Here is a 19,903-nt window from a genome sequence, read left to right as displayed (position 1 = left end):
CCCGGCGGATGCTCGCGAAACGCTCTCGCTTCCCCGACAATCGCGGCGCGCGCGCTTCTATCCCCCGCGCGCTCGGGTTAGGGCTTGGCCCTGCAAGGATTCGCCACCAGAGGAGGCCCGTCATCGCGGGACGACCCGTTACCGCCACCCGCCCCGGCACGCCGACGCGCGGCCGGGCGGGGCGCGGCACCACCGCGCTGTTCTTCATCGTCGGGCCGCTGCGCACTGGCTCGTCGCTGCTCTCGCGCTGCATCGACGACCACCCGCAGGCGATCTGCCTGTGCGAAAGCGAGATCAACCGTGCGCTCTTCGCGCCCTATTACCTCAAGCTCCATGCCGAACGCATGGTCGGCCACGGCGCCGGCTTCGACGAGATCATGCGCCTGCTCGACCGCAAGGAGCAGAACTCGCTCGAGCACTGGCTGCGCTGGCACGTCGAGGCGATGCGCGTGTTCCAGCGCAAGTACGCCAAGCCGAAGGTCCTCGCCTTCGGCGACAAGAGCCCCGACTATTTCGCGGCGCCGCCGCTGGTCGACCTGATCGCCAACCGCACGCGGGCGATCTACACCACGCGCAATCCCCGGGCGATCCTGCGCTCGATCTGGCGGCAGGACGTGCCCGAAAAGGAGAAGGAGCAGCGCTGGCGCTTCCTCAAGGACAACATCCGCGCCTGGACGCCGCACTGGGACCGCGCCAACGTGCTGATCTCGCGCTACGAGGACCTGGTGACAGACCCGGTTCCGGCGATGGCGCGCGTCTACGAATTTCTCGGGCTGGAGCCCTCGACGCGCTTCCTCGAACCCTTCGAGCGCCTCCACCCGCGCCGCTTCCTGTGGGACACCGCGATCGACTGGAAGACCGGCGCCTTCAAGGACTTCGACCCCCGCCGCGCCGTGATTGCCGACGAGGACCTGACCGAGGAGCAACGCGACCGTGTCTACTGCGACCCGCTGATCGTGGGCTTCATGGAGCGGTTTGGCTATGGGTGAGGATATCTCGCAGACCACTCAGAACGCGTGGCAGGGCGAAACCTTTGGGTGCTGACGATCTGGTTCTGAGTGTTGGTTGGGCGCTCTCCAATTTCCACGCCGTCGAAACGGGACTTTCTCGATGCTATGCATTTGGATAGCTCCGCCGGGTCGATACAGGGATCGTGCATTCGCCTTGCTTCGTCATTCCCGCTCAGGCGGGAATCCAGTAGCGACATCGAAGTGAAGCGAGACTTCGCCCCCACCGTCTACATTATGGCTTCGGCGCGAAACGGTACCTTATACGTGGGCGTTACGTCGAACCTCGCCCAGCGGATTGCCCAGCATCGCGCGGGGACTTTCGGCGGCTTTTCTTCGAGGTGTGCCACGCGGCGGCTCGTATGGTTTGAGCCGCAAGCAACGATGGAACACGCGATCGTGCGCGAGAAGCGGATGAAGAAATGGAGACGTGACTGGAAGATACGGCTTATTGAAGAGACGAATTCGAACTGGAACGATCTGGCACTCGAATTCGGATTTGACGCGTTGTGCTAGCTGGATTCCCGCCTGCGCGGGAATGACGAAGGCATTGGGGCTCGCGCCTCTTCACGTAAGAGCGTGCAGCCTGCAATTCAGCCGCGCCCTGGGAGGTCGGTTCTTGGTGCGCATGGTGCTCGCGGAAACCTGCCGGACGCGAGGTCGCCAGCCGCTCCCGGATCGTCGCTGCGACGGGCGGCATCGATCTCTTTCCTACACCACCTCACCTCGCATAAACTCCCCGGTTCCCCTCCACGCACACCACGAGGCGAACCATGGCCGACCCTACCGCATCGCATTGCCCCATGCCGTCCGGGCAGGGGTGGATAGCCGCCGCGGGCGAGAGCGGGGCGCGCGGGGAGGTGCCGGGCCTTCGACAGGCTCAGGCCGAGCGGGTGGGGGTGGCTTCGCATTCTGAGCGGGTTGGGTTGGCTTCGCGGTCTGAGCGGTCGGGGGTGGCTTCTCCGGTCCTTCGACAAGCTCGGGACGAGCGGACGGGAGCGGCTGCGCCGGATGCTCGGGCGGTCACTCCGGGCCCCGCGCCCGCGCACGACCCCTGCCACAACACCTGGACGCGCGAGCGCAAGGCGGCGTTCCTTCATCATCTCGCCGAGGCGGGGAATGTGCGGGCGGCGGCGGCGCGGGTGGGGATGTCGTTTCAGTCGGCCTATCTGGCGCGGCGGCGCGATGCGCTGTTCGCGCAGGGCTGGGCGGCGGCGCTGGTGCTCGCGCGCGAGCATGCCGCGCAAGTGCTCGCCACGCGGGCCTTCGAGGGGGTCGAGGAGGAGATCTGGTATCGCGGCGAGCTGGTCGGCACGCGGCGGCGCTTCGACGCGCGGCTGCTGCCCGCGCATCTCGCGCGGCTCGACCGGCTCGCCGATGAGACGTGCGCGGGCGAACTGGCGGCGCGCTTCGACGACGTGGTGGCGCAGGTCGCGGGGGTGACGCTCGACGAGGGCATGCTCGATCCGCGCGCGCCCGAGGGTTCGGCCGAGCGGGTCGTGCCGATGGCGCGTGACGACTATGCCTTCGAGGCCGCCGAGCGCGTCGATCGCGAGGTGCGCAAGGACTATTACCGCGCGGCGGCCGAAGCCGAAGCGCTCGATCCGGAAGCGCGCGTCGAGGCGATCGCGCGCGCCGAGGACGAGCGCGTCGCGGCGTTCCGGCAGGCGCGCGACGCGGCGCTGGTCGACTGGGACGAATGGCGCGCGCGGGCGCTCGCCGCCGTCGATGCCGCCGCCGCCCGCTGGCCGGGGGACGCCGCGACGAAGTCCACGACATCTCCCGGCGGTCCGCCGGGGCGCGAAGGCGGTGCCCGCTCGGGGGACGATCCGGCCCACCGCTCGCGCGCGGCGTCTTTCGATGCCGGGTGCGAGCGCGACTCGGGGCCGTGCCTGGCGATCCCGCTCGCATGGCGCGGGGCGCCGGCGGACTTCGGGCGGTCTGTGGGCTCGTCCGAAGGCCACGCTTCGCTGTGCTCCGGGCCGGGATGATCTGGCCGGGACGCGGATGGCCGGAGGGCGGCGCGGGGCCGCGCGCAGGATCGTCAGGGCCCGGCCTGCGATCCTTGCCCGCCCGGACGGCGCGCGGCCCCGGCGGCGAAGGATAATTGCCCGGCTCGCGACGAATTTGCGCTTTTGCAATGTGTTCGCCGCCGCGAAGGCTCTAGGGTGCGACTCGCGGGGGGATCGTCGCGGTCGGGGAGCGGCCGCACCCCTGGAGAGAGGACCGATCATGAACACCATGCACCGCAAAGCCGCCGCTGCCGTCGCCACCGCCGCCGCGCTGGGCCTCGCGCTCGCGCCGGGGCTGGCCGCCGCCGAGACCGTCAAGCTTCATGCCGATCTCACCGGCGCTGCCGAGACCGGCGGCGGCGATGCCGACGGCTCGGGCCACCTGATGGCCGAGATCGACCCCGAGGCGGGCGATTTCTGCTTCGTGCTCGGCGCCGAGGATATCGGCGAGCCGGTCGCCGCGCACATCCACGAAGGCGCGGCGGGCGTCGACGGCAAGCCGGTGATCACGATTTCGGTGACCGGCATGGAGATGGACGAATGCGTCGCCGCCGAGCCCGATCTGCTCAAGGCGATCGTCGCCAATCCGGCGGGCTACTATGCCAACGTCCACACCGGCGACTATCCCAAGGGCGCGGTGCGCGGGCAGCTTTCGAAGTAGCGGGCGGGGCAGGGCGCCGGTTCCTGCTCAGCACTGCGTCAAGAGCGTCACCCTCGCCGGGTGCAGGATGAGCGCGCGGCGGGGCCGGCTCAGCCGGCGGCGGCGAGGCGGGGCGCTTCGGGGCGGGCCTCGCGCTCGCCGCGCCGTTCGGAGCAGCAGACGCGGTTCTTGCCCGCGGCCTTCGCGGCGTAGAGCGCGGCGTCGGCCATCGGCACGACGTCGGCCGGGCTGGTCGAGGTCTCGGGCACGGTGGCGACGCCGAGCGAGGCGCTGATCGCGCAGCCGTGGAACTCGGACAGGCTCTCGATGCGCAGCCGCAGTGTCTCGGCCTTGTGCGCCGCGTCCTCGAGCCCGCAGTTGGGCAGGATGACCATGAGCTCCTCGCCGCCGTAGCGCGCGATCACGTCCGAGGGCCGCAGCGCCGCGCCGAGCTGCGCCGCCACGTCGCGCAGCACCACGTCGCCCTTGGCGTGGCCGTGCTCGTCGTTGAGCTTCTTGAAGTTGTCGAGGTCGATCATCAGCACCGAGGTCGCGCTGCCGGTCCGTTCGGCGAGGCTCACGTAGCGCTCGAGCGCGTCTTCCATGTAGCGTCGGTTGTACAGCCCCGTCAGCGGATCGCGCAGCGACTGGGTGCGCAGCTTCTCGCGCAGCGCGATGTTCGAAAGCGCGAGCGACATCGAATCCGCCAGCGCCCGCGCCACGCGCCGGATCTGCGTCAGCCGCCGCGCCGCCTCCTCGCCCTCGCAGCCGAGCACGAGCAGGCCGAACACCTGCCCGCGCGCCATCATCGGCACTTCGGCCGTCGCGGCCGTGCCGATCGCGTGCATGCAGCACAGCGAGTGGTCCGCGGGATCGTTGATGTGCTGCTTGCCGCGCTTGAGCGCCCAGCAATTGCCCGGCAGCAGCGCTTCGGCCGGACGGAAACCCTCGGTAGCGTTCCAGCACTTCGCGAGATCGAGCCGGTCGCGCGAGTTGTTGAAGACGTAAAGCGCGCCGCTGAACCCGGGAAGCAGCCGCTGCGCCGTCGCCATCAGGATGGCGCCGGCATCGTCATGGTCCTCGGCCGCCTGGAGCATGTCGGTCATCGCGAACAGCTCCTGGATCTGGCGCCGGGTCTCGTGCGCCTCGTTCATCGCGGAGCGCTGATCGGTGAGTTCCTCGATCGCGCGGCGGGCGTAGAGAAGCCCGAAGGCGAACGTCGTGCTCGCGGCAAGTACCGCGGCCATCGCCGCGGCTCGCGAATAGGGCGGCGGCGCCAGGACGGCGATGCCGGCCGCCACGATGCAGACGGCCTGGACCGATTGAACCAGCGTTCTTCGCAGGTAGGTGAAGCGTCGATCGCCGTTGACTTTGCTCGGACTCCGCATCGAAATATCCCGACTTGCCCGGGACAATACTTAATCCGACAGGGTGAATCGGCTGTTAAATTCTCCGATTTCGTCGCGTTTGATTGATCGAAATCGGGTTTTTCCGGATCTGTCAGATTCCATATGTTAGTGAATTGATATAGCGTGCGAATTTGAAACTGCTTGGGCACTATGAGGAAATGGTCGGACCGCATCGATCGCTCCGGAATGCCGGTTTCCAGACCGATGCGGACAATTCCTGGCAAAGTATCGAGAAGTAAAAATAGTTAAGTCCGGCTGAAGCGCCGCATGATATCGAACGGCGCGAATCATGATTTTCGCGCGCGCGACCAGAGCCGTGGTCACGTGTCCCGATCCGATCCGACCGGACACGATCACCGTCGCGTCGGCCGGGCGGGTGGGCGGGGCTCTCAGATGTGCGGTTGAGTGGGCATGTCCGCCCGAACGACGCGGTTTCGTCCGCTTTCCTTGGCGGCATAAAGCGCCTCGTCGGCCGCCTTGAGGGCATGGCGGGGCGTTTCGCGGCGATGGACTTCGGCGATACCGGCGGAGAAGGTTATCTGGCCGAAGGGGATATCGGTCGATCGGTTGACCATGCGCCGCGAGGCGAGCGTGCGGCGCGCATCGTCGAGCAGGGTCCAGGCCTGGTCCATCGTCCAGCCGCGCAGGAGAATAACGAATTCCTCGCCGCCATGACGCGCCACGTGGCATTTGTCTTCGGAAAGCTTGGCGAGCGTATTCGCGATCATGCGCAGGACGCGATCGCCGGCCTCGTGCCCGTGGGTGTCGTTGATCCTCTTGAAATGATCGATGTCGCAGAACGCGACGCAGAGCGGCTCGTCGGCCTGTCGCGAGGCTTCGATCTCCTCCTTGAAGACCGCTTCGAAGGCGCGCCGGTTGGGAAGCCCGGTCAGATGATCGATCTCCGCTTCCTTGCGCGCGTCGGCGAGGCACTTCTGGAGCGATAGTGTCTGCGCCTCGCTTCGCGCCAGCTCGGTCTGGACCTCGCGTGTCCGGGCAAGCATGTCGCGCGCGATCTTGGCGAGCTGGCTGAGTATTTCGCCGGGGTCCCGGCTTTCCCCCATGTCGCTGACGCTGGCCTCTAGGGCGGAGTTGTATTCGTGCGTGGCGGTCTTGGCGGCGCTGGCGGTGGTCGCGAACTCGTCGATCACTGCTTCGATCTTGCCCATCATCGCGAAAAGGTCCGCCTCGGACTCCGAGCGTCCCGAAGTCCTGGCGGCATCTTCCAGCCATTCTAGCGTGATCTGGTGGCGCGCCTTGACCCGGCGTTCGACGAGCTTGCTCAGGCGTGGATTTCGCCCCGTCATGATCTCGTACGCAATCCCCAGGCTCCAGCCGCTGACCTCGAGGTTGTGCGTGACAAGGAAGCTGCCGATGTCCTCGATGAGCTGCCGCCGCCGCCGTTCGCGCGGCGTGAGCGCGGACTTTTCCGGCTCGATCGCGCGCTCGTCATCCTCCGCGAGCGGAGCCGGACTCTGGCCAAGACCGAGCCAACGCAGAAATCCGCCGCCTGGGGCACTGGTTTCGAGACCGGACATGCTTTGTTCAACGGCAGTTCGGCGCAAAAATTTAGGCTCGCACCCGAGGAAAAGTCGAATCTAGCGCACGGCTTCCTTGACCGATTCCATCGCCACGAAGGTCGATGTGCTTGCAACGAAAGGAAGACTGCTGATCTTCTCGCCCAGGATCTCACGATAGCGGCGAATGTCGCTGGTCCGCACCTTGAGCAGATAATCGAAATTGCTTGCGATCATGTGGCATTCCTCGACCTCGGGAATGCGGCGCACCGCCTCGTTGAAGGCGAGCAGCGCGCTCTCGCGCGTGTCGGTGAGCTTGATTTCGGTGAAGGCGATGTGATCGATGCCCAGCCGCGCCGGATCGACCACGGCACGAAAGCCGCGAATGACGCCGCTTTCGATGAGCCGCTTGAGCCGGACCTGACAGGGCGTCTTCGACAGTCCGACCCGTTCGGCCAGCGCGGTCACGGTGATGCGGCCGTCTTCGCCGAGGATGCGGAGCATCTTCTTGTCGAAATGATCCAGATCGACTGCTCCGGGCGCTGATTTCATTCTCATGTCCTGTCTAGATCTGGAAATATAGATGGTATTCCCTGTTTTGGAGATCAATCAGGTGAGATCGCCTTGCTCGGAATAGACTATGGTTTCGCCATGGTCACGCCCACGTTCGCCGCCTTCGCGCCGCCGCTTTCGGACCCCACGCCGCTGCGCGCCGCCATCTCCGCCGCGACGCGCCGCGAGGAAGCTGCCTGCCTGCGCCCTTTGCTCGAAGCCGCGACGCTGCCTGACGATCAGCGCCGATTTGCGGCGGCGACCGCGCGCGACCTGATAAAGGCGGTTCGCGCGAAGGACCGGCGTGGCGGCATGGAGTCGCTGGTCCAGGAATACTCGCTGTCCAGCCAGGAGGGCGTCGCGCTGATGTGCCTTGCCGAGGCGCTGCTGCGCATTCCCGACGACGGCACGCGCGATGCGCTGATCCGCGACAAGATCTCGGGCGGCGACTGGCAGTCGCACCTTGGGGGCGGGCGCTCACTGTTCCTGAACGCGGCGACCTGGGGGCTCGTGGTGACGCGCCGGGTGGTCTCAACCGTCGACGACAGCGGGCTGTCGAAAGCGCTGAGCCGGCTGCTCCGGCGCGCGGGCGAGCCGGTGATCCGCAGCGGCGTCGAAGTGGCGATGCGGTTGATGGGCGAGCAGTTCGTGATGGGCGAAACCATCTCCGAGGCGCTCAAGCGGGCGCGCGAGAAGGAGGCACGCGGCTTCCGCTTCAGCTACGACATGCTCGGCGAGGCGGCGGCGACCGCCGAGGACGCGCGGCGCTATTTCGTCGACTACCTGCGCGCGATCCATGCCATCGGCCTGTCAACGCGCGAGCGCGGCCTTCACGAGGGCGCTGGGATCTCGATCAAGCTCTCCGCGCTGCATCCGCGCTACAGCCGCGCGCAAGGCGAGCGGGTGATGACCGAACTGCTGCCCCGCGTGCGAGAACTGGCGATCCAGTCGCGAGGTTACGGCATCGGCTTGAATATCGACGCCGAGGAGGCGGATCGGCTGGAGATATCGCTCGACCTGTTCGAGGCGCTCGCGCTTGATCCCGCGCTTGCCGGATGGGACGGGCTGGGCTTCGTGGTGCAGGCCTACGGCAAGCGCTGCCCGCTGGTGATCGACTGGCTGGTCGATCTCGCGCACCGGGCCGGGCGGCGGATCATGGTGCGGCTGGTCAAGGGCGCTTACTGGGACGCCGAGATCAAGCGCGCCCAGGTCGACGGGCTGGCCGACTACCCCGTCTATACCCGCAAGCTGCACAGCGACGTCGCCTACATCGCCTGCGCGCGCAAGTTGCTCGACCACCGCGACGTGCTGTTCCCGCAGTTCGCCACGCACAACGCGCAGACGCTGGCGAGTGTGCTGGCGATGGCCGGGCCCGACTATTCGCCCGAGGACTACGAGTTTCAGTGCCTCCATGGCATGGGCGAGGCGCTCTACGAGGAAGTCGTCAGCAGGCTGAAGCGGCCGTGCCGCATCTATGCGCCGGTCGGCACGCATCGCACCCTGCTCGCCTATCTGGTGCGCCGCCTGCTGGAGAACGGTGCCAACTCCTCCTTCGTCAACCGTATCGCCGATCCGGATGTGCCGGTCGAGGACCTTGTCGCCGATCCGGTCGCGCTGGTGCGTGCCATGCCCGAGCCGGGCGCGCGCAATCCGCGTATCGCGCTCCCCCACGCGATCTACCCCGAGCGCGAGAATTCGGCCGGAATCGACCTTGGCGACGAGCCATCGCTGCAGCGCCTCGCGGCGCAACTTCAGAGTGTCGGCCGGACGCATTTCGAGGCGCGCCCGACGACCGGCAGCGGACTTGCGCGCGCCGTGTGCAATCCGGCCGATCACGGCGACGTCGTCGGCACTGTCCATGAGGCAAGTGAAGCCGAGGCGCTCGACGCGATCGGCCGGGCGGCCGCATGCGGCTGGGCGCGCATTCCTGTCGATGCGCGGGCGGCCGCGCTGGAGCGGGCGGCGGATCTCATGCAGGCGCGCATGGAAACGCTCATGGGTCTCGCCATGCGCGAGGCGGGCAAGTCGGCCGCCAATGCGATTGCGGAAGTGCGCGAGGCGATCGATTTCCTGCGCTACTATGCCGGGCAGGCGCGCTTGCAGCTCGAGGGCGCACGGCCGCTCGGCCCGGTCGTGTGCATCAGCCCGTGGAACTTTCCGCTCGCGATCTTCACCGGACAGGTCGGCGCCGCGCTCGCCGCGGGCAATGCCGTCCTCGCCAAGCCGGCGGAGGAGACGCCGCTGATCGCGGCGCAGGCGGTCGCCATCCTGCACGAAGCCGGAGTGCCCGACGATGCCCTGCAGATCGTCCCCGGCGCGGGCGACATCGGGGCGGCGCTGGTTTCCGCGCCGGAGACCGCGGGCGTGATGTTCACCGGTTCGACCGAAGTGGCGCGGCTGATCCAGCAGACGCTCGCCGCGCGGCTCTCGCCCGAGGGGCGGGTGATCCCGCTGATCGCCGAAACCGGCGGCCAGAACGCGATGATCGTCGATTCCTCGGCGCTGACCGAGCAGGTCGTCGCCGATGTCCTGGCCTCCGCCTTCGACAGCGCCGGGCAGCGCTGCTCGGCGCTGCGGGTGCTGTGCCTGCAGGAGGACGTGGCCGAGCGTACGATGGAGATGCTGCGCGGCGCGCTTGCGGAACTGCGCGTCGGCAGCACCGATCGTCTGGCGGTGGACGTCGGCCCGGTCATCTCCGCCGAGGCACAGGCGGGGATCAATGCGCACATCGAGACGATGCGCGCGAAGGGCAAGCGCATCACCCAGATCCCGCTGCACGCGCAAGCGGGGCAGGGGACGTTCGTCGCGCCGACGATCATCGAGATCGACGCGCTCGGCGAGCTTGGCCGCGAAGTCTTCGGTCCGGTGCTTCATGTGCTGACCTTCAGGCGCGAGCGCATCGATGCGCTGATCGACGAGATCAACGCGACCGGCTACGGCCTCACCTTCGGCCTGCACACACGGCTCGATGCGACGGTGGCGCGCGTGACGGACCGGATCGAGGCGGGCAACGTTTACGTCAACCGCAACCAGATCGGCGCGGTGGTGGGCGTGCAGCCGTTCGGCGGGCGCGGGCTCTCGGGCACCGGTCCGAAGGCGGGCGGGCCGCTCTACCTCGGACGGCTGGTCCACGATGCGCCTCCCGTGCTCCCGGCGAGCCCCGCTCCGCCCGATCCCGCGCTTGCGGCGCTGGTCGCATGGCTCGAGGAAAGCGGGCTGACGGCGATCGCCGAGAAGGCAAGCGGGTTCGCCGAGGCGTCGCCCAACGGGCTCGAACTGGAACTTCCCGGCCCGGTCGGCGAGCGCAATCTCTATCGCCTCGAGCCGCGTGGCGAAGTTCTCGTGCGCGCGGCGAGCGAGGAGGGGCTTTGCCTGATGCTCGCCGCCGTGCTGGCGGCGGGATGCCGCGCGCGGATCGATGCCGGGCAGGACCTGCCGTCCGGTCTGCCGCAGGCGGTGAGTTCGAGAATATCCCCTCTCGGCGAGGCTCCGGTCTCGGCCGTGCTGGTCGAGGGTGACGCCGTGACGGTGCTTGCGACGCTGGCCGAAGTGGCCGCCTGGGAGGGCCCCGTGGTGCCGGTCCACACGATCCAAACCTGCGACCCGCGCTGGCTGGTCGAGGAGGTCTCGACCTCGATCAACACCACTGCGGCGGGCGGCAACGCGAGCCTGATGATGATCGGCTGAGGCGAGGAGGCCGGCGGGCTCCCTCGCGCGACGGCCGGCCGCTCAGGCGATCTGGAAGATCCGCGCGATGTTTTCCTCGCTCGCGGGGACGCCGGGGCGCTCGGTCCCCGCGATCGTGGTGCGGTGCATGACGCGACCCTCGTCGGTATAGGGCACGACCCGGTGCATCACGCCCTGGTTGTTCCAGATGACGAGATCGCCCAGCTTCCACTTGTGGGTGTAGACGAAATCGGGCTGCGCCGCCCACTGCTGCAGCCGCGTGAGCAGCGCGCGGCCGTGCGGGCCGGGCATGCCGACCACTCCGTCGGCGTGGGTGCCCAGCAGCAACGACTTGCGGCCGTCCGCGTGGGTCCATACCAGCGGCTGCTCCATCACCGCGGCCATCGCCTTGTACCGCGCGCGGCGCTCTTCGCTGGGATGGCCGTGAACCGGGCGGACCGCCGCCTCGACCGAATGGATCACGCGCAGGTTCTCGATCTCGCGCTTTTCCTCCTCGGGAAGCTTCTCCCAGGCGGCGTAGAGGTTGGCGAACTCGGTCGCGCCGCCGCTTGCGGACAGTTTGCGCGCCGACAGCACCGTCGCCTTGGGCAGCGGCTGGTCTATGGTGACCCCATCGACGTGCCAGAAGAACGTGCCCAGCACGTAGTCCGGCTCGGAGTTGAATTTGCTGTCGAGCGTGATCTTGTAGACGTCGGGTGAGGTCGCGTCCGAGCCCGGCACCTGCCTGGTGAAGTTGACGCGGTCGCCCAGCTTGTCGGTGAAGGCGAGCTGCAATTCGTCGCTGACGTCGATCCCGGGGAACACGAGCACGCCGCGGGTTTCGAGTTCGCGGCGCACCGTCTCGATCGTGTCGTCGTCGAGCAAGTGCGCCTTGTCGACGTGGACGATGCCGCCGATCTGCGGCTTTGCGGCTTCGACGGTGATGGCCATGACTCGATCCTTCTCCAAGGTTATTATTGAGCACCTGTACAGCACCGCTCGCGGCCCCCTGTCCAGCCTGGATTTTGGCGCTTGGTCGGTTCGCCAACGCCCTCGTCATCGGATGGGCGCGCTGGCGACCTTGCCGGCGGGTGCGTAGCCCCCGGGGCTCTTTTTCAAGTAAGCGCAAGCGCGTGTCTCGGGCACCGGGCGACGCCGGGAGATTTCACGGCTCTGGAACCAACCTTTGACCGGCCCGTTATTGGGGGCAGGTACGAAACTGGAGTTGCAGACTATGACCCTTATTCTCATCCTTCTGGTCGGTGGCGTCATCGGCTGGCTCGCGAGCATCCTGATGCGCACCGATGCGCAGCAGGGCATCTTTCTCAACATCGTCGTCGGCGTCATCGGCGCCTTGATCGCCGGTGTCATCGTCACCCCGCTCATCGGCGGCGCGCCGATCACCAGCGGTTCGTTCGACATCCTTTCGCTGTTCGCCTCGTTCCTTGGCGCAGTGATCCTTCTGGCGGTCGTCAATCTCTTCCGCCGCGGCTCGATCCGCTAAAGGCCCGGTTCGGCCTTAACTTCTAGCAACAGGGAAAAGAGGACCAATCCTATGAAACTGATCACCACGCCCCGCCTTGCCGCCATCGCTCTTGCGACGACGACGCTCGGCCTCGCGGCCTGCAACGACCCGGCAGACGATGCGATGGAGCAGAAGGCCGATGCGGTCGAAGCCCAGGCGGAGATGACTGCCGACGCCCTCGATGACCAGGGCATGGATGCCCAGGCCGAGGCAGTCGAGGACGCCGGCGAGGCGAAGGCTGACGCCCTGGAAGAAAAGGCCGATGAAATCGAGGACGCGAACTGACTTCGCATGCTCGGTGAAGCACGAGGGGGACGGCGCCGCGGCGCCGTCCCTTTCATTTTCAGCGAAAGGCGAATTTACCGCCAGGGCTCGGGTTGAATTGTCGCCGGCACGTCCAACATAGGCGCCACGTCCTTTCCTGCGGGTCCGAGTTCTCGGTTCCGCTCTCGCCGCAAATCCAACAACACAAACAGGAAAGATACCATGACGATCTCCCTTATGCCGCTGCCCTATGCCCAGGATGCGCTTGAACCGCACATCTCGTCGACCACGCTCGAGGTGCACCACGGTGCGCACCACAAGACTTACGTTGACAAGCTCAACGCCGCGATCGAGGGCACCGACGAAGCGGGCAAGCCGCTCGAGGACATCGTCAAGGCCGCCAGCGGACCCAAGTTCAACAACGCCGCGCAGGTCTACAACCACGGCTTCTACTGGCACTCGCTGTCGCCGGAGAAGACCGAGCCGAGCGAGAGCCTTGCGACCGCAATCAAGAACGACTTCGGTTCGATGGACGCACTGCTCGAGGCGCTGACCAACGAAGCGGTCAATCACTTCGCCAGCGGCTGGGCCTGGCTGGTCGTTGACGGCAGCAAGCTCAAAGTCATCTCGACGCACGACGCCGGGACGGCGATCACCGAGAACGTCAATCCGCTGCTGACGATCGATGTGTGGGAGCACGCCTATTACGTCGACCAGAAGAACAAGCGCCCGGCTTACGTGAAGGCCGTGCTCGACAACCTGATCAACTGGAAGTTCGCGTCGGACAATTTCGACCGCGGCACGCCCTGGGTCTACCCGGCCTGATCGGTTCGACCGAGCTGAAATCGCGAAGGGCCTCGCTCTGGATGGGAGCGGGGCCCTTTTGCTTGCGCGCGGCGCGCGCCTGCCTGGCTCTTCAGGCGGATGCTGCGATTGTCATCGGAGCACCGCCATCACGTCGACCAACTCGACGTCGCGCATTTGACCGAGATAGGCCTCGTAATAGCCCTTGTGCGACGCGCCGACGATGGCGAGCATCCGCGTCCCCGGACGGCGTCCCAGCACCTCTCTGATGTTCGCGACCATGCGCAGGTTGCGGGTTTCCCAATAGGATACGTAGCGTCTGCCAAAAGCCTGGGCAGAAGGTTCGGACAGTGCGGGCCCCCAGTCCGACTGATAGGCTTGCACCGCATAGGATGGGTCGTTCAACGCACGATAATAGTCGAGCAGACCATCGGCTCGGCCGAGGCCGCTTTCCAAGGTCCGGCCTTGCCTGTTGCGCGCTTTCGTCGCCGCGTTATCCCAGGCTTTCGATAAGGCGGCCCCATACGCGTCTTCGTCCTTCAGCTCTCCAAGATAGATAGACTGATCGTCCACGCTCCACACCCGCTCCAATCCCGCACGCGCCGCGACGCGCGCTGCAATCAGATCGGTCTCGTTTACCGTGGTCATGCGCTTGTCGAGCAGCGAGACGAGTTCGGGCGTGAGGATGCCGCCGCTCCTGCGTTCCGTCCCCGGCAGGCGCAACCATTGCACCAGCGCTGATGCCGGCTCGCCCGCGGCGAGCAGGACTGCCGCCAGTCGCCGCCGCATTTGAGGTTCAGGGTGCTCCGGCCAGTCCGCCAGCATGCGTTCCGCCTCCGCATTGGCAGCGGGGACGTCGAGACCGGTGGCATGCGCGGCCGCCGTCGTGTCGAAGCAATAGGAGAGATAGTCTTCTCCGTAGCGCGCAGGGTGCCGCCGCATGAAGTCGCAAAGGAGGCCGGAGTTGTCCTCGGTCGCGATCGCGGTGGGCCGCCAATCGACAAGGCGGGCGACCAGCGGCTCGACCAACTCGGCGCGGAAGCTATCGGGCAATTGCGACAGGTGCGGACTTGCCAGGACCATCACTTCGTTGGGCTCGCCGGCCGGCTCGTCGGTCATCCTGGCTGGTCGGAACGCCGGGGAATAGGCCTGACCGGAGACGGCGGACGGGAAGGCCATGGCGATGATCGCAATGACGCGGAGCGGGAAAGAAGGTCGCATTGGTCCCCCTACCGTCGGATGCGCGCTTCGCGAGCCGAAGCGCCACCGTTGTACAGCAACATCGTGAACAGGAAAGGAGCCTGGGCAAAGATAGCCGACCGTTAGCGGCCATCGCGATCCGGACAGGCGCGGCTGTCTAGGATGTCTTGCGCGAGCCGGACTTGGCTTTCTTTTTTGGCGATGCCGCTTCCCCGGGATCGCTATCGAGCAGCTTTGCGAGATCGGTGCGCGCGCGGGCAACGCGGCTCTTCATCGTGCCGACGGCGCAATCCGCGATCGCGGCGGCTTCCTCGTAGGTGAACCCGCCCGCGCCGACGAGCAGAACCGCCTCGCGCCGCTCGGGATTGAGCTTCTGCAAGGCGTCCTCCATGTCGGACAAGTGCAGCGGACCTTCCTGGTCGGCGTTCATCACCAGCAGGCGCTCTGCGACGCCTTCATCGAGATCGGTCTGGCGGCGGCTGCGGCGCAGTTCGCTCAGGTAGTGGTTGCGCAGGATCGCGAAGGTCCACGCGCGCATGTTGGTGCCGGGCTGGTAGCGCTCGCGCGCGGTCCAGGCCTTGATCGCGGCTTCCTGGGTGAGATCGTCGGCGAAATCATGGCGGCCGCATAGTCCGCGCGCGAAGGCTCGCAGATGCGGCAATGTCGCCAGAAGTTCGTCCCTGAAATCCTCGTCGGTGTAGTTCGCCAGGTGAGGATCAGCCATCTTCGCCGTCGTCCAGCTTCTTGAGCAAATCGTCGAAGCTGCTGGGCAAGGGCTCATCCACCACGGAATTGTACAGCTTGCGCAATCCCACGGCCCAGCCCGGTTCCCCGTCCCTGCGGGTCTCCGGGGGCAGCCCGGGCTTGCGCTCCGGCCCCTTGGGTCCTTCGGTATCGCTCAAGACTGACTCCCTTTCCGCGGTACTTGCCTGCAGGACCACCCGGCGGTCAAGTTTACGTCGCGCATTCTGTCGGTTAGCCCGACCCTGTCGGAATACCGGCGGCGATTGCGAGACACCTGACAAGGGAACATTTGAATGCGGGCAATGTTCCCCTCTTCTAACGTTGCTGTCAAATCGGCTAGGGGGCCCGCGGGGCCGCATGGGAACAGATGATCGCCAGGGGTTTTGAGCGGTGATTGACGAGGCTCTTCTCGAGCGCGTTCGCAAGCAGGCATGGTTCCACACTTATCCCCGTGGCTGGCCGCTGCTGCTGTTTCTCGTTGCGAGCATCGGCACCGCGGTCTCGGTCATCGCCATCGAGCGGGCAGACCGCCAGACCCGGCAGATCGAGCTCGACCGCAACTCGGTGGAAATCTCCGGCGCGCTGCAGCGCCGCATCATCGAGAATATCGCCCTGCTGCGCGCCGGCGCGGCGCTGTTCGCGACGCAGGACCAGGTTTCGGCCGAGGAATTCAACGAGTTCGTTTCCGACCTGCAGTCGAACGGCAACCTCTATGGCTCGCTCGGCATGGGCTGGGCGCCGCTGCTGCGCGCCGAGGACGTGCCCTATTTCGAGTTCTCGATGCGCGAGCAGGGGCTTGACGGGTTCACGATAACGCCGCCTCCGATCGAGGGGCAGGACTTCTCGACGCCGGTGTTCTTCCTGCAGCCGCTGACGGCGGCGAACCGCCGCGCGATCGGCTACGACATGTATTCCGAGCCGGTGCGGCGCGAGGCGATGGTCAAGGCGGCGGAGCTGCGCAAGCCTGTCGCCTCGGGCAAGGTTCATCTCGTCCAGGACCGCGGCGAGCCCGATGCCGCCGGCTTTCTCATCTACGTGCCGGTCGTCATCAACTCGGGCGGCGGGGAGCGCGTGAAGGGCTTCATCTACAGCCCGTTCCGCGCGAGCGATTTCCTCGATTCGGCCGCCGAACTTTACAGCAACGAGAATATCCAGGTCGCGATCTACGACGGCTCGGTCGCCCCGGACAACCTGCTGGCGCGCAACGCCACCAATGGCGAGCTTGGCGCGTCGCAGGAGCGCAGCCTCGATGTCGGCAACCATTCCTGGACCGTCGTCGTGCGCGACAAGAAATTCACGACGCTCTCCACGCTTTCGCGGATCACGCTGTTCTTCGGGATCATCGCCTCGCTGCTGGTCATGGCGATCGGCCGACTGATCACGAAGCGCGCGACGGAGGACCGCCGGGTGCTCGAGTGGCTGACGAACCAGGCCTCGATCCGCAATTCGCTGACGCGCGAACTCAATCACCGGGTCAAGAACACGCTCGCCAATGTGCTGTCGATCGCCGCGCTGACGCGCCGCCGGGCGCGCGATCTCGACGACTTCACCGAAAGCCTGACCGCCCGGATCAGGGCGCTTTCGGCCACGCACGACCTGCTGTCGCAAAGCGATTGGGCGAACGCCCCGCTGGGCGAGATCGTGAAGAGCGAACTCGCCCCCTACATGGAAGGCAACGAGAGCCACGTCGAAATGGAGGGGCCCGAAATCCTGCTCGCGCCCAACGATGCCATGTCGCTCGGCCTGGCGATCCACGAGCTTGCGACCAATGCCGCCAAGTACGGCGGGCTGAGTACGATCGACGGGCGCATTCATGTGAGCTGGAAGCTGCTGACGCCGGGTCTTGCCGAGATCTGCTGGCGCGAGTCCGGCGGCCCCGAAGTCAAGCAGCCCACCAAGCGCGGCTTCGGGCGTGACCTGATCGAGAAGATCGTCGCCCACGAACTGCGATCGGACGTCGATCTGCAGTTCCTCCCGGGGGGCGTTCGGTGCCGCCTTCAAGTCCCCGTGCGCGCCACCCGTGCGTTCGAGTTGCGGCGCAAGCCGGAAGCATAAGGCCGGGCGGAGGCAAACCGCGAATGGGGTTTGCCTCCGTCCGGCAAAGCTGTCGCAACCGCGCTTAGAGCGGGCGGCTCGAGCCGAAGAACAGGGCCTGGCTGATCGCGGCGCGCACGGTGGCTTCCTGGAACGGCTTGGTGACCAGGTAGGTCGGTTCCGGACGTTCGCCAGTGAGCAGGCGTTCGGGGTACGCGGTGATGAAGATCACCGGCACGTCGCCGAACTTGAGCAGGTCTTCGACCGCCTCGATGCCGGAGCTGCCGTCGGCGAGCTGGATATCCGCGAGCACCAGGCCGGCGCGGGCGCGTTCGAACAGTTCGAGCGCCTGCGCATGAGTCGCGGCCGTGCCGATCACGGTGTGCCCGAGGTCGGACACGAGCCCTTCGAGCTGCATCGAAATCAGCGGCTCGTCCTCGATGATCAGCACGTCGGTGGTCGACTCACCCTCGATCTCGGCGATGGCCTGGGCGACCAGGGCATCGACGTCGTCGGGCGTGACGTCGAGGATTTCGGCCGTTTCCTCTCGCGAGAATTCCTCGACCGTGGTGAGCAGCAGCGCCTGGCGATGGGTCGGCGCGATCGTCGCGAGGCGCGACTGGGCGGCGTTTTCGTGCAGGCCGGCGCCGCCGGGCGAGTCGGCTTCCTCGACGTGGCCTGTCGACCAGATCCGGGTGAAGGCGCCATAGAGCGCGGCGCGGCTGTTCGCGATCGCCTTGCGCAACTCCTGATCCGCCAGCGCCGCCTCCAGCGTGGCCCGGACATAGGCATCCCCTGAATGCTGCGACCCTGTGAGCGCGCGCGCGTAGCGGCGCAGGTAAGGGAGCTGGACACTGATTTGATCGGAAACGGACATGGAAACCTCAAACAACGAAAACGAGGATGCGTTCAATTTGATTGATCTTGAGCGCGATGCCAACCGGCATGCCCACCCGCATAGGAGCGATGCGCCCCTCGGGCAATCTGTGCATTCGGCGAAGTAGCATCCACCATGGTCGGCTAACATATGGATGTGCGGACAGGTAAGACAAAGACCACGGAAAAAATTCTTTGCGAATTTTCGCAGGGCCGGAACCTTTCCAGACGAAGGATGTTCTACACGTATCACCACTGGCCCTCCCCCCCCCCCCCCCCGCAAACCAGTGGTGACCCGATCCCGGAGGCCCCCGCCCACTCCCACCGAGTGCGGGGGCCTCAATTTTTTCCGGGATGGAAAAGGCGGCGGCGCACTGGCTGGAGAGGCGCCGGGCCGCAGCGTAAAGCGCACGATTGCACGTATGCGGGAACCATTCGCGCCCTTTCGCGTTCTACCCCCAACAGCAACAGTGGAAGGGAAGCGCCCATGCCGGCAGTCGCCGAAACCGAACAAGAGCACGTCACGAGGCTCAACGATCGAGATTTCAAGCGCGCCCTGAGCGAAGTCGCCCCCCACCTTCGAGCCTTTGCTCGCGGTCTTTGCGGATGCCGTGATCGCGCAGACGATCTCGCGCAGGAAGCCATGCTCCGGGCATGGGCCGCGCGCGACCGCTATGCGGCGGGGACCAATTTCAAGGCCTGGACTTTCACCATCCTGCGCAACCATTTCTACAGCGAAGCGCGCCGCGCGCGGTTCCATGGCGAGTACGACGAACTCGCCGCCGAGCGCATCCTGTGCGCCCCTGCGGGCCAGGACAGCGCGGTGGAGCTGGCCGATGCGTTGCGCGCTCTGTCCGCGATTCCCGACAGCTATCGCGAGGCGCTGATCCTCGTTGCGGCGGGGAACCTCTCTTATGAGGAAATCGCCGATATCTGCGGCATTGCCCTAGGCACGGTGAAGAGCCGGATCTGCCGGGCGCGTTCCATGCTGAGCAAGATCATCGAATCCGGCCAACTACCCGATTCCCGGCACGACTTCGTCCTCACCGGAGAGGCGATCGATGCTTTCTTCAACGAGCTGGCGAAGATCGCGAATACCGACGATCTGCCCGTCCTGGCTGCCTGACAGGAGGTATTCGGAGTTTGTTGGGGGCTTTGGGGTCCTCGGGTTGCAAGGTACTGGTTGTCGAAGACGAGTTTCTCGTCGCGCTTCAACTCGAAGACATACTTACTGATGGTGGCCACACGGTGATCGGCACCGTTGCCGATCTCGCGTCGCTGGCGAACTTGAGCGAAGCGCCCGAGGTGGCCTTCGTCGATCTCAATCTGCGCGACGGGCCTACGGGCCCCGAGATCGCCCGGCTGCTGTCCGAGCGGTTCGATACGCGCGTCATATACGCAACCGCCAATCCAACACAGATCGGTGCGCCGGCGCCGACGTGCGTCGGTGTCCTGCGCAAGCCGTTCTGCGACCGGAACGTGCTCGACGCCGTGACGTTCGCAACCGTCGAGCCGGGCAGCCTGCCCCGCCCGGCGGGGCTCGAGACGCCGCCGCCCAGTGTTGTGGGACGCGCGCAGGTCTAGCCGATCACCACTCGCACCCGGCGGATTGCAGGTTAATTGACTTAATTCGGGAACTGCGTGGCCTTTCCG

19 protein-coding genes are annotated in these 19,903 nt (G+C 66.4%); 11 read left to right on the top strand and 8 right to left on the bottom strand.

Features of this window, described 5'->3' with window-relative positions; genetic code table 11:
- Positions 1-8 precede the first annotated feature (8 nt).
- From B2G71_RS06225 to B2G71_RS23695, 4 genes are all read left to right on the top strand, one after another.
- On the top strand, positions 9-989 hold the full coding sequence (locus B2G71_RS06225; protein ID WP_098104843.1) for a sulfotransferase: 981 nt from the start codon (positions 9-11) through the stop codon (positions 987-989).
- A 222-nt stretch (positions 990-1,211) separates the two neighbouring features.
- On the top strand, positions 1,212-1,523 hold the full coding sequence (locus B2G71_RS06220) for a GIY-YIG nuclease family protein (RefSeq protein WP_098104975.1): 312 nt from the start codon (positions 1,212-1,214) through the stop codon (positions 1,521-1,523).
- Positions 1,524-1,960: 437 nt separating this feature from the next.
- Positions 1,961-2,998, top strand: a complete 1,038-nt coding sequence (locus tag B2G71_RS23700) for a hypothetical protein (protein ID WP_141521511.1) — start codon at positions 1,961-1,963, stop codon at positions 2,996-2,998.
- 241 nt (positions 2,999-3,239) lie between these two features.
- Positions 3,240-3,680: a CHRD domain-containing protein gene (locus B2G71_RS23695; protein ID WP_168176280.1), complete on the top strand. Its 441-nt coding sequence runs from the start codon at positions 3,240-3,242 to the stop codon at positions 3,678-3,680.
- Positions 3,681-3,769: 89 nt separating this feature from the next.
- On the opposite strand, the gene B2G71_RS06210 is transcribed toward B2G71_RS23695, so the two are convergent.
- The 3 genes from B2G71_RS06210 to B2G71_RS06200 form a co-directional block, all read right to left on the bottom strand.
- On the bottom strand, positions 3,770-5,047 hold the full coding sequence (locus B2G71_RS06210; RefSeq protein ID WP_098104841.1) for a sensor domain-containing diguanylate cyclase: 1,278 nt from the start codon (positions 5,045-5,047) through the stop codon (positions 3,770-3,772).
- Between the two features lie 410 nt (positions 5,048-5,457).
- Positions 5,458-6,606, bottom strand: coding sequence for a GGDEF domain-containing protein (locus tag B2G71_RS06205; protein WP_098104840.1), 1,149 nt, complete (start codon positions 6,604-6,606; stop codon positions 5,458-5,460).
- 60 nt (positions 6,607-6,666) lie between these two features.
- A complete protein-coding gene (locus tag B2G71_RS06200) occupies positions 6,667-7,137 on the bottom strand; it encodes an Lrp/AsnC ligand binding domain-containing protein (protein WP_098104839.1) in 471 nt (156 codons plus the stop codon).
- Between the two features lie 99 nt (positions 7,138-7,236).
- On the opposite strand from B2G71_RS06200, the gene putA reads away from it, so the two are divergent.
- Positions 7,237-10,824, top strand: coding sequence for a bifunctional proline dehydrogenase/L-glutamate gamma-semialdehyde dehydrogenase PutA (putA, locus tag B2G71_RS06195; protein ID WP_098104838.1), 3,588 nt, complete (start codon positions 7,237-7,239; stop codon positions 10,822-10,824).
- Positions 10,825-10,866: 42 nt separating this feature from the next.
- Here the strand turns inward: putA and B2G71_RS06190 are convergent, their stop codons facing one another.
- Positions 10,867-11,754: a TauD/TfdA family dioxygenase gene (locus tag B2G71_RS06190; RefSeq protein WP_098104837.1), complete on the bottom strand. Its 888-nt coding sequence runs from the start codon at positions 11,752-11,754 to the stop codon at positions 10,867-10,869.
- A 283-nt stretch (positions 11,755-12,037) separates the two neighbouring features.
- Here B2G71_RS06190 and B2G71_RS06185 point away from each other — a divergent pair, with 283 nt between their 5' ends.
- The 3 genes from B2G71_RS06185 (at position 12,038) to B2G71_RS06175 (ending at position 13,417) form a co-directional block, all read left to right on the top strand.
- On the top strand, positions 12,038-12,307 hold the full coding sequence (locus B2G71_RS06185; protein ID WP_098104836.1) for a GlsB/YeaQ/YmgE family stress response membrane protein: 270 nt from the start codon (positions 12,038-12,040) through the stop codon (positions 12,305-12,307).
- A gap of 51 nt (positions 12,308-12,358) precedes the next feature.
- Positions 12,359-12,613: a hypothetical protein gene (locus B2G71_RS06180; RefSeq protein ID WP_098104835.1), complete on the top strand. Its 255-nt coding sequence runs from the start codon at positions 12,359-12,361 to the stop codon at positions 12,611-12,613.
- Between the two features lie 201 nt (positions 12,614-12,814).
- A complete protein-coding gene (locus B2G71_RS06175) occupies positions 12,815-13,417 on the top strand; it encodes a superoxide dismutase (RefSeq protein ID WP_098104834.1) in 603 nt (200 codons plus the stop codon).
- 111 nt (positions 13,418-13,528) lie between these two features.
- Here the strand turns inward: B2G71_RS06175 and B2G71_RS06170 are convergent, their stop codons facing one another.
- The 3 genes from B2G71_RS06170 to B2G71_RS06160 form a co-directional block, all read right to left on the bottom strand.
- On the bottom strand, positions 13,529-14,617 hold the full coding sequence (locus tag B2G71_RS06170) for a DUF5694 domain-containing protein (RefSeq protein WP_098104833.1): 1,089 nt from the start codon (positions 14,615-14,617) through the stop codon (positions 13,529-13,531).
- Between the two features lie 136 nt (positions 14,618-14,753).
- Complete coding sequence (locus tag B2G71_RS06165; protein WP_098104832.1) at positions 14,754-15,320, bottom strand: sigma-70 family RNA polymerase sigma factor; 567 nt, start codon at positions 15,318-15,320, stop codon at positions 14,754-14,756.
- On the bottom strand, positions 15,313-15,498 hold the full coding sequence (locus B2G71_RS06160) for a NepR family anti-sigma factor (protein ID WP_141521509.1): 186 nt from the start codon (positions 15,496-15,498) through the stop codon (positions 15,313-15,315). The genes B2G71_RS06165 and B2G71_RS06160 overlap by 8 nt, the downstream gene beginning before the upstream one ends.
- 232 nt (positions 15,499-15,730) lie before the next feature.
- Between B2G71_RS06160 and B2G71_RS06155 the strand changes: the two genes are divergently transcribed.
- Positions 15,731-17,395 (top strand): CHASE domain-containing protein, encoded by a 1,665-nt coding sequence (locus B2G71_RS06155; protein WP_098104830.1) that lies wholly within the window; start codon positions 15,731-15,733, stop codon positions 17,393-17,395.
- 64 nt (positions 17,396-17,459) lie between these two features.
- Here B2G71_RS06155 and B2G71_RS06150 read toward each other — a convergent pair whose 3' ends face one another.
- Positions 17,460-18,251: a response regulator gene (locus B2G71_RS06150; RefSeq protein WP_098104829.1), complete on the bottom strand. Its 792-nt coding sequence runs from the start codon at positions 18,249-18,251 to the stop codon at positions 17,460-17,462.
- Between the two features lie 486 nt (positions 18,252-18,737).
- Here B2G71_RS06150 and B2G71_RS06145 point away from each other — a divergent pair, with 486 nt between their 5' ends.
- Together B2G71_RS06145 and B2G71_RS06140 are read left to right on the top strand one after the other, a co-directional pair.
- Entirely contained in the window at positions 18,738-19,376 is a 639-nt protein-coding gene (locus B2G71_RS06145; protein WP_098104828.1) for a sigma-70 family RNA polymerase sigma factor, read from the top strand.
- A gap of 122 nt (positions 19,377-19,498) precedes the next feature.
- Positions 19,499-19,834, top strand: a complete 336-nt coding sequence (locus B2G71_RS06140; protein ID WP_206049319.1) for a response regulator — start codon at positions 19,499-19,501, stop codon at positions 19,832-19,834.
- The last annotated feature ends 69 nt before the right edge of the window (positions 19,835-19,903 follow it).

Origin of the sequence: Novosphingobium sp. PC22D, assembly GCF_002556635.1 — a bacterium.
Lineage (GTDB): Bacteria > Pseudomonadota > Alphaproteobacteria > Sphingomonadales > Sphingomonadaceae > Novosphingobium.
Note: the sequence above shows the minus strand (reverse complement) of the source record. Positions and strands in the feature narration are given on the sequence as shown.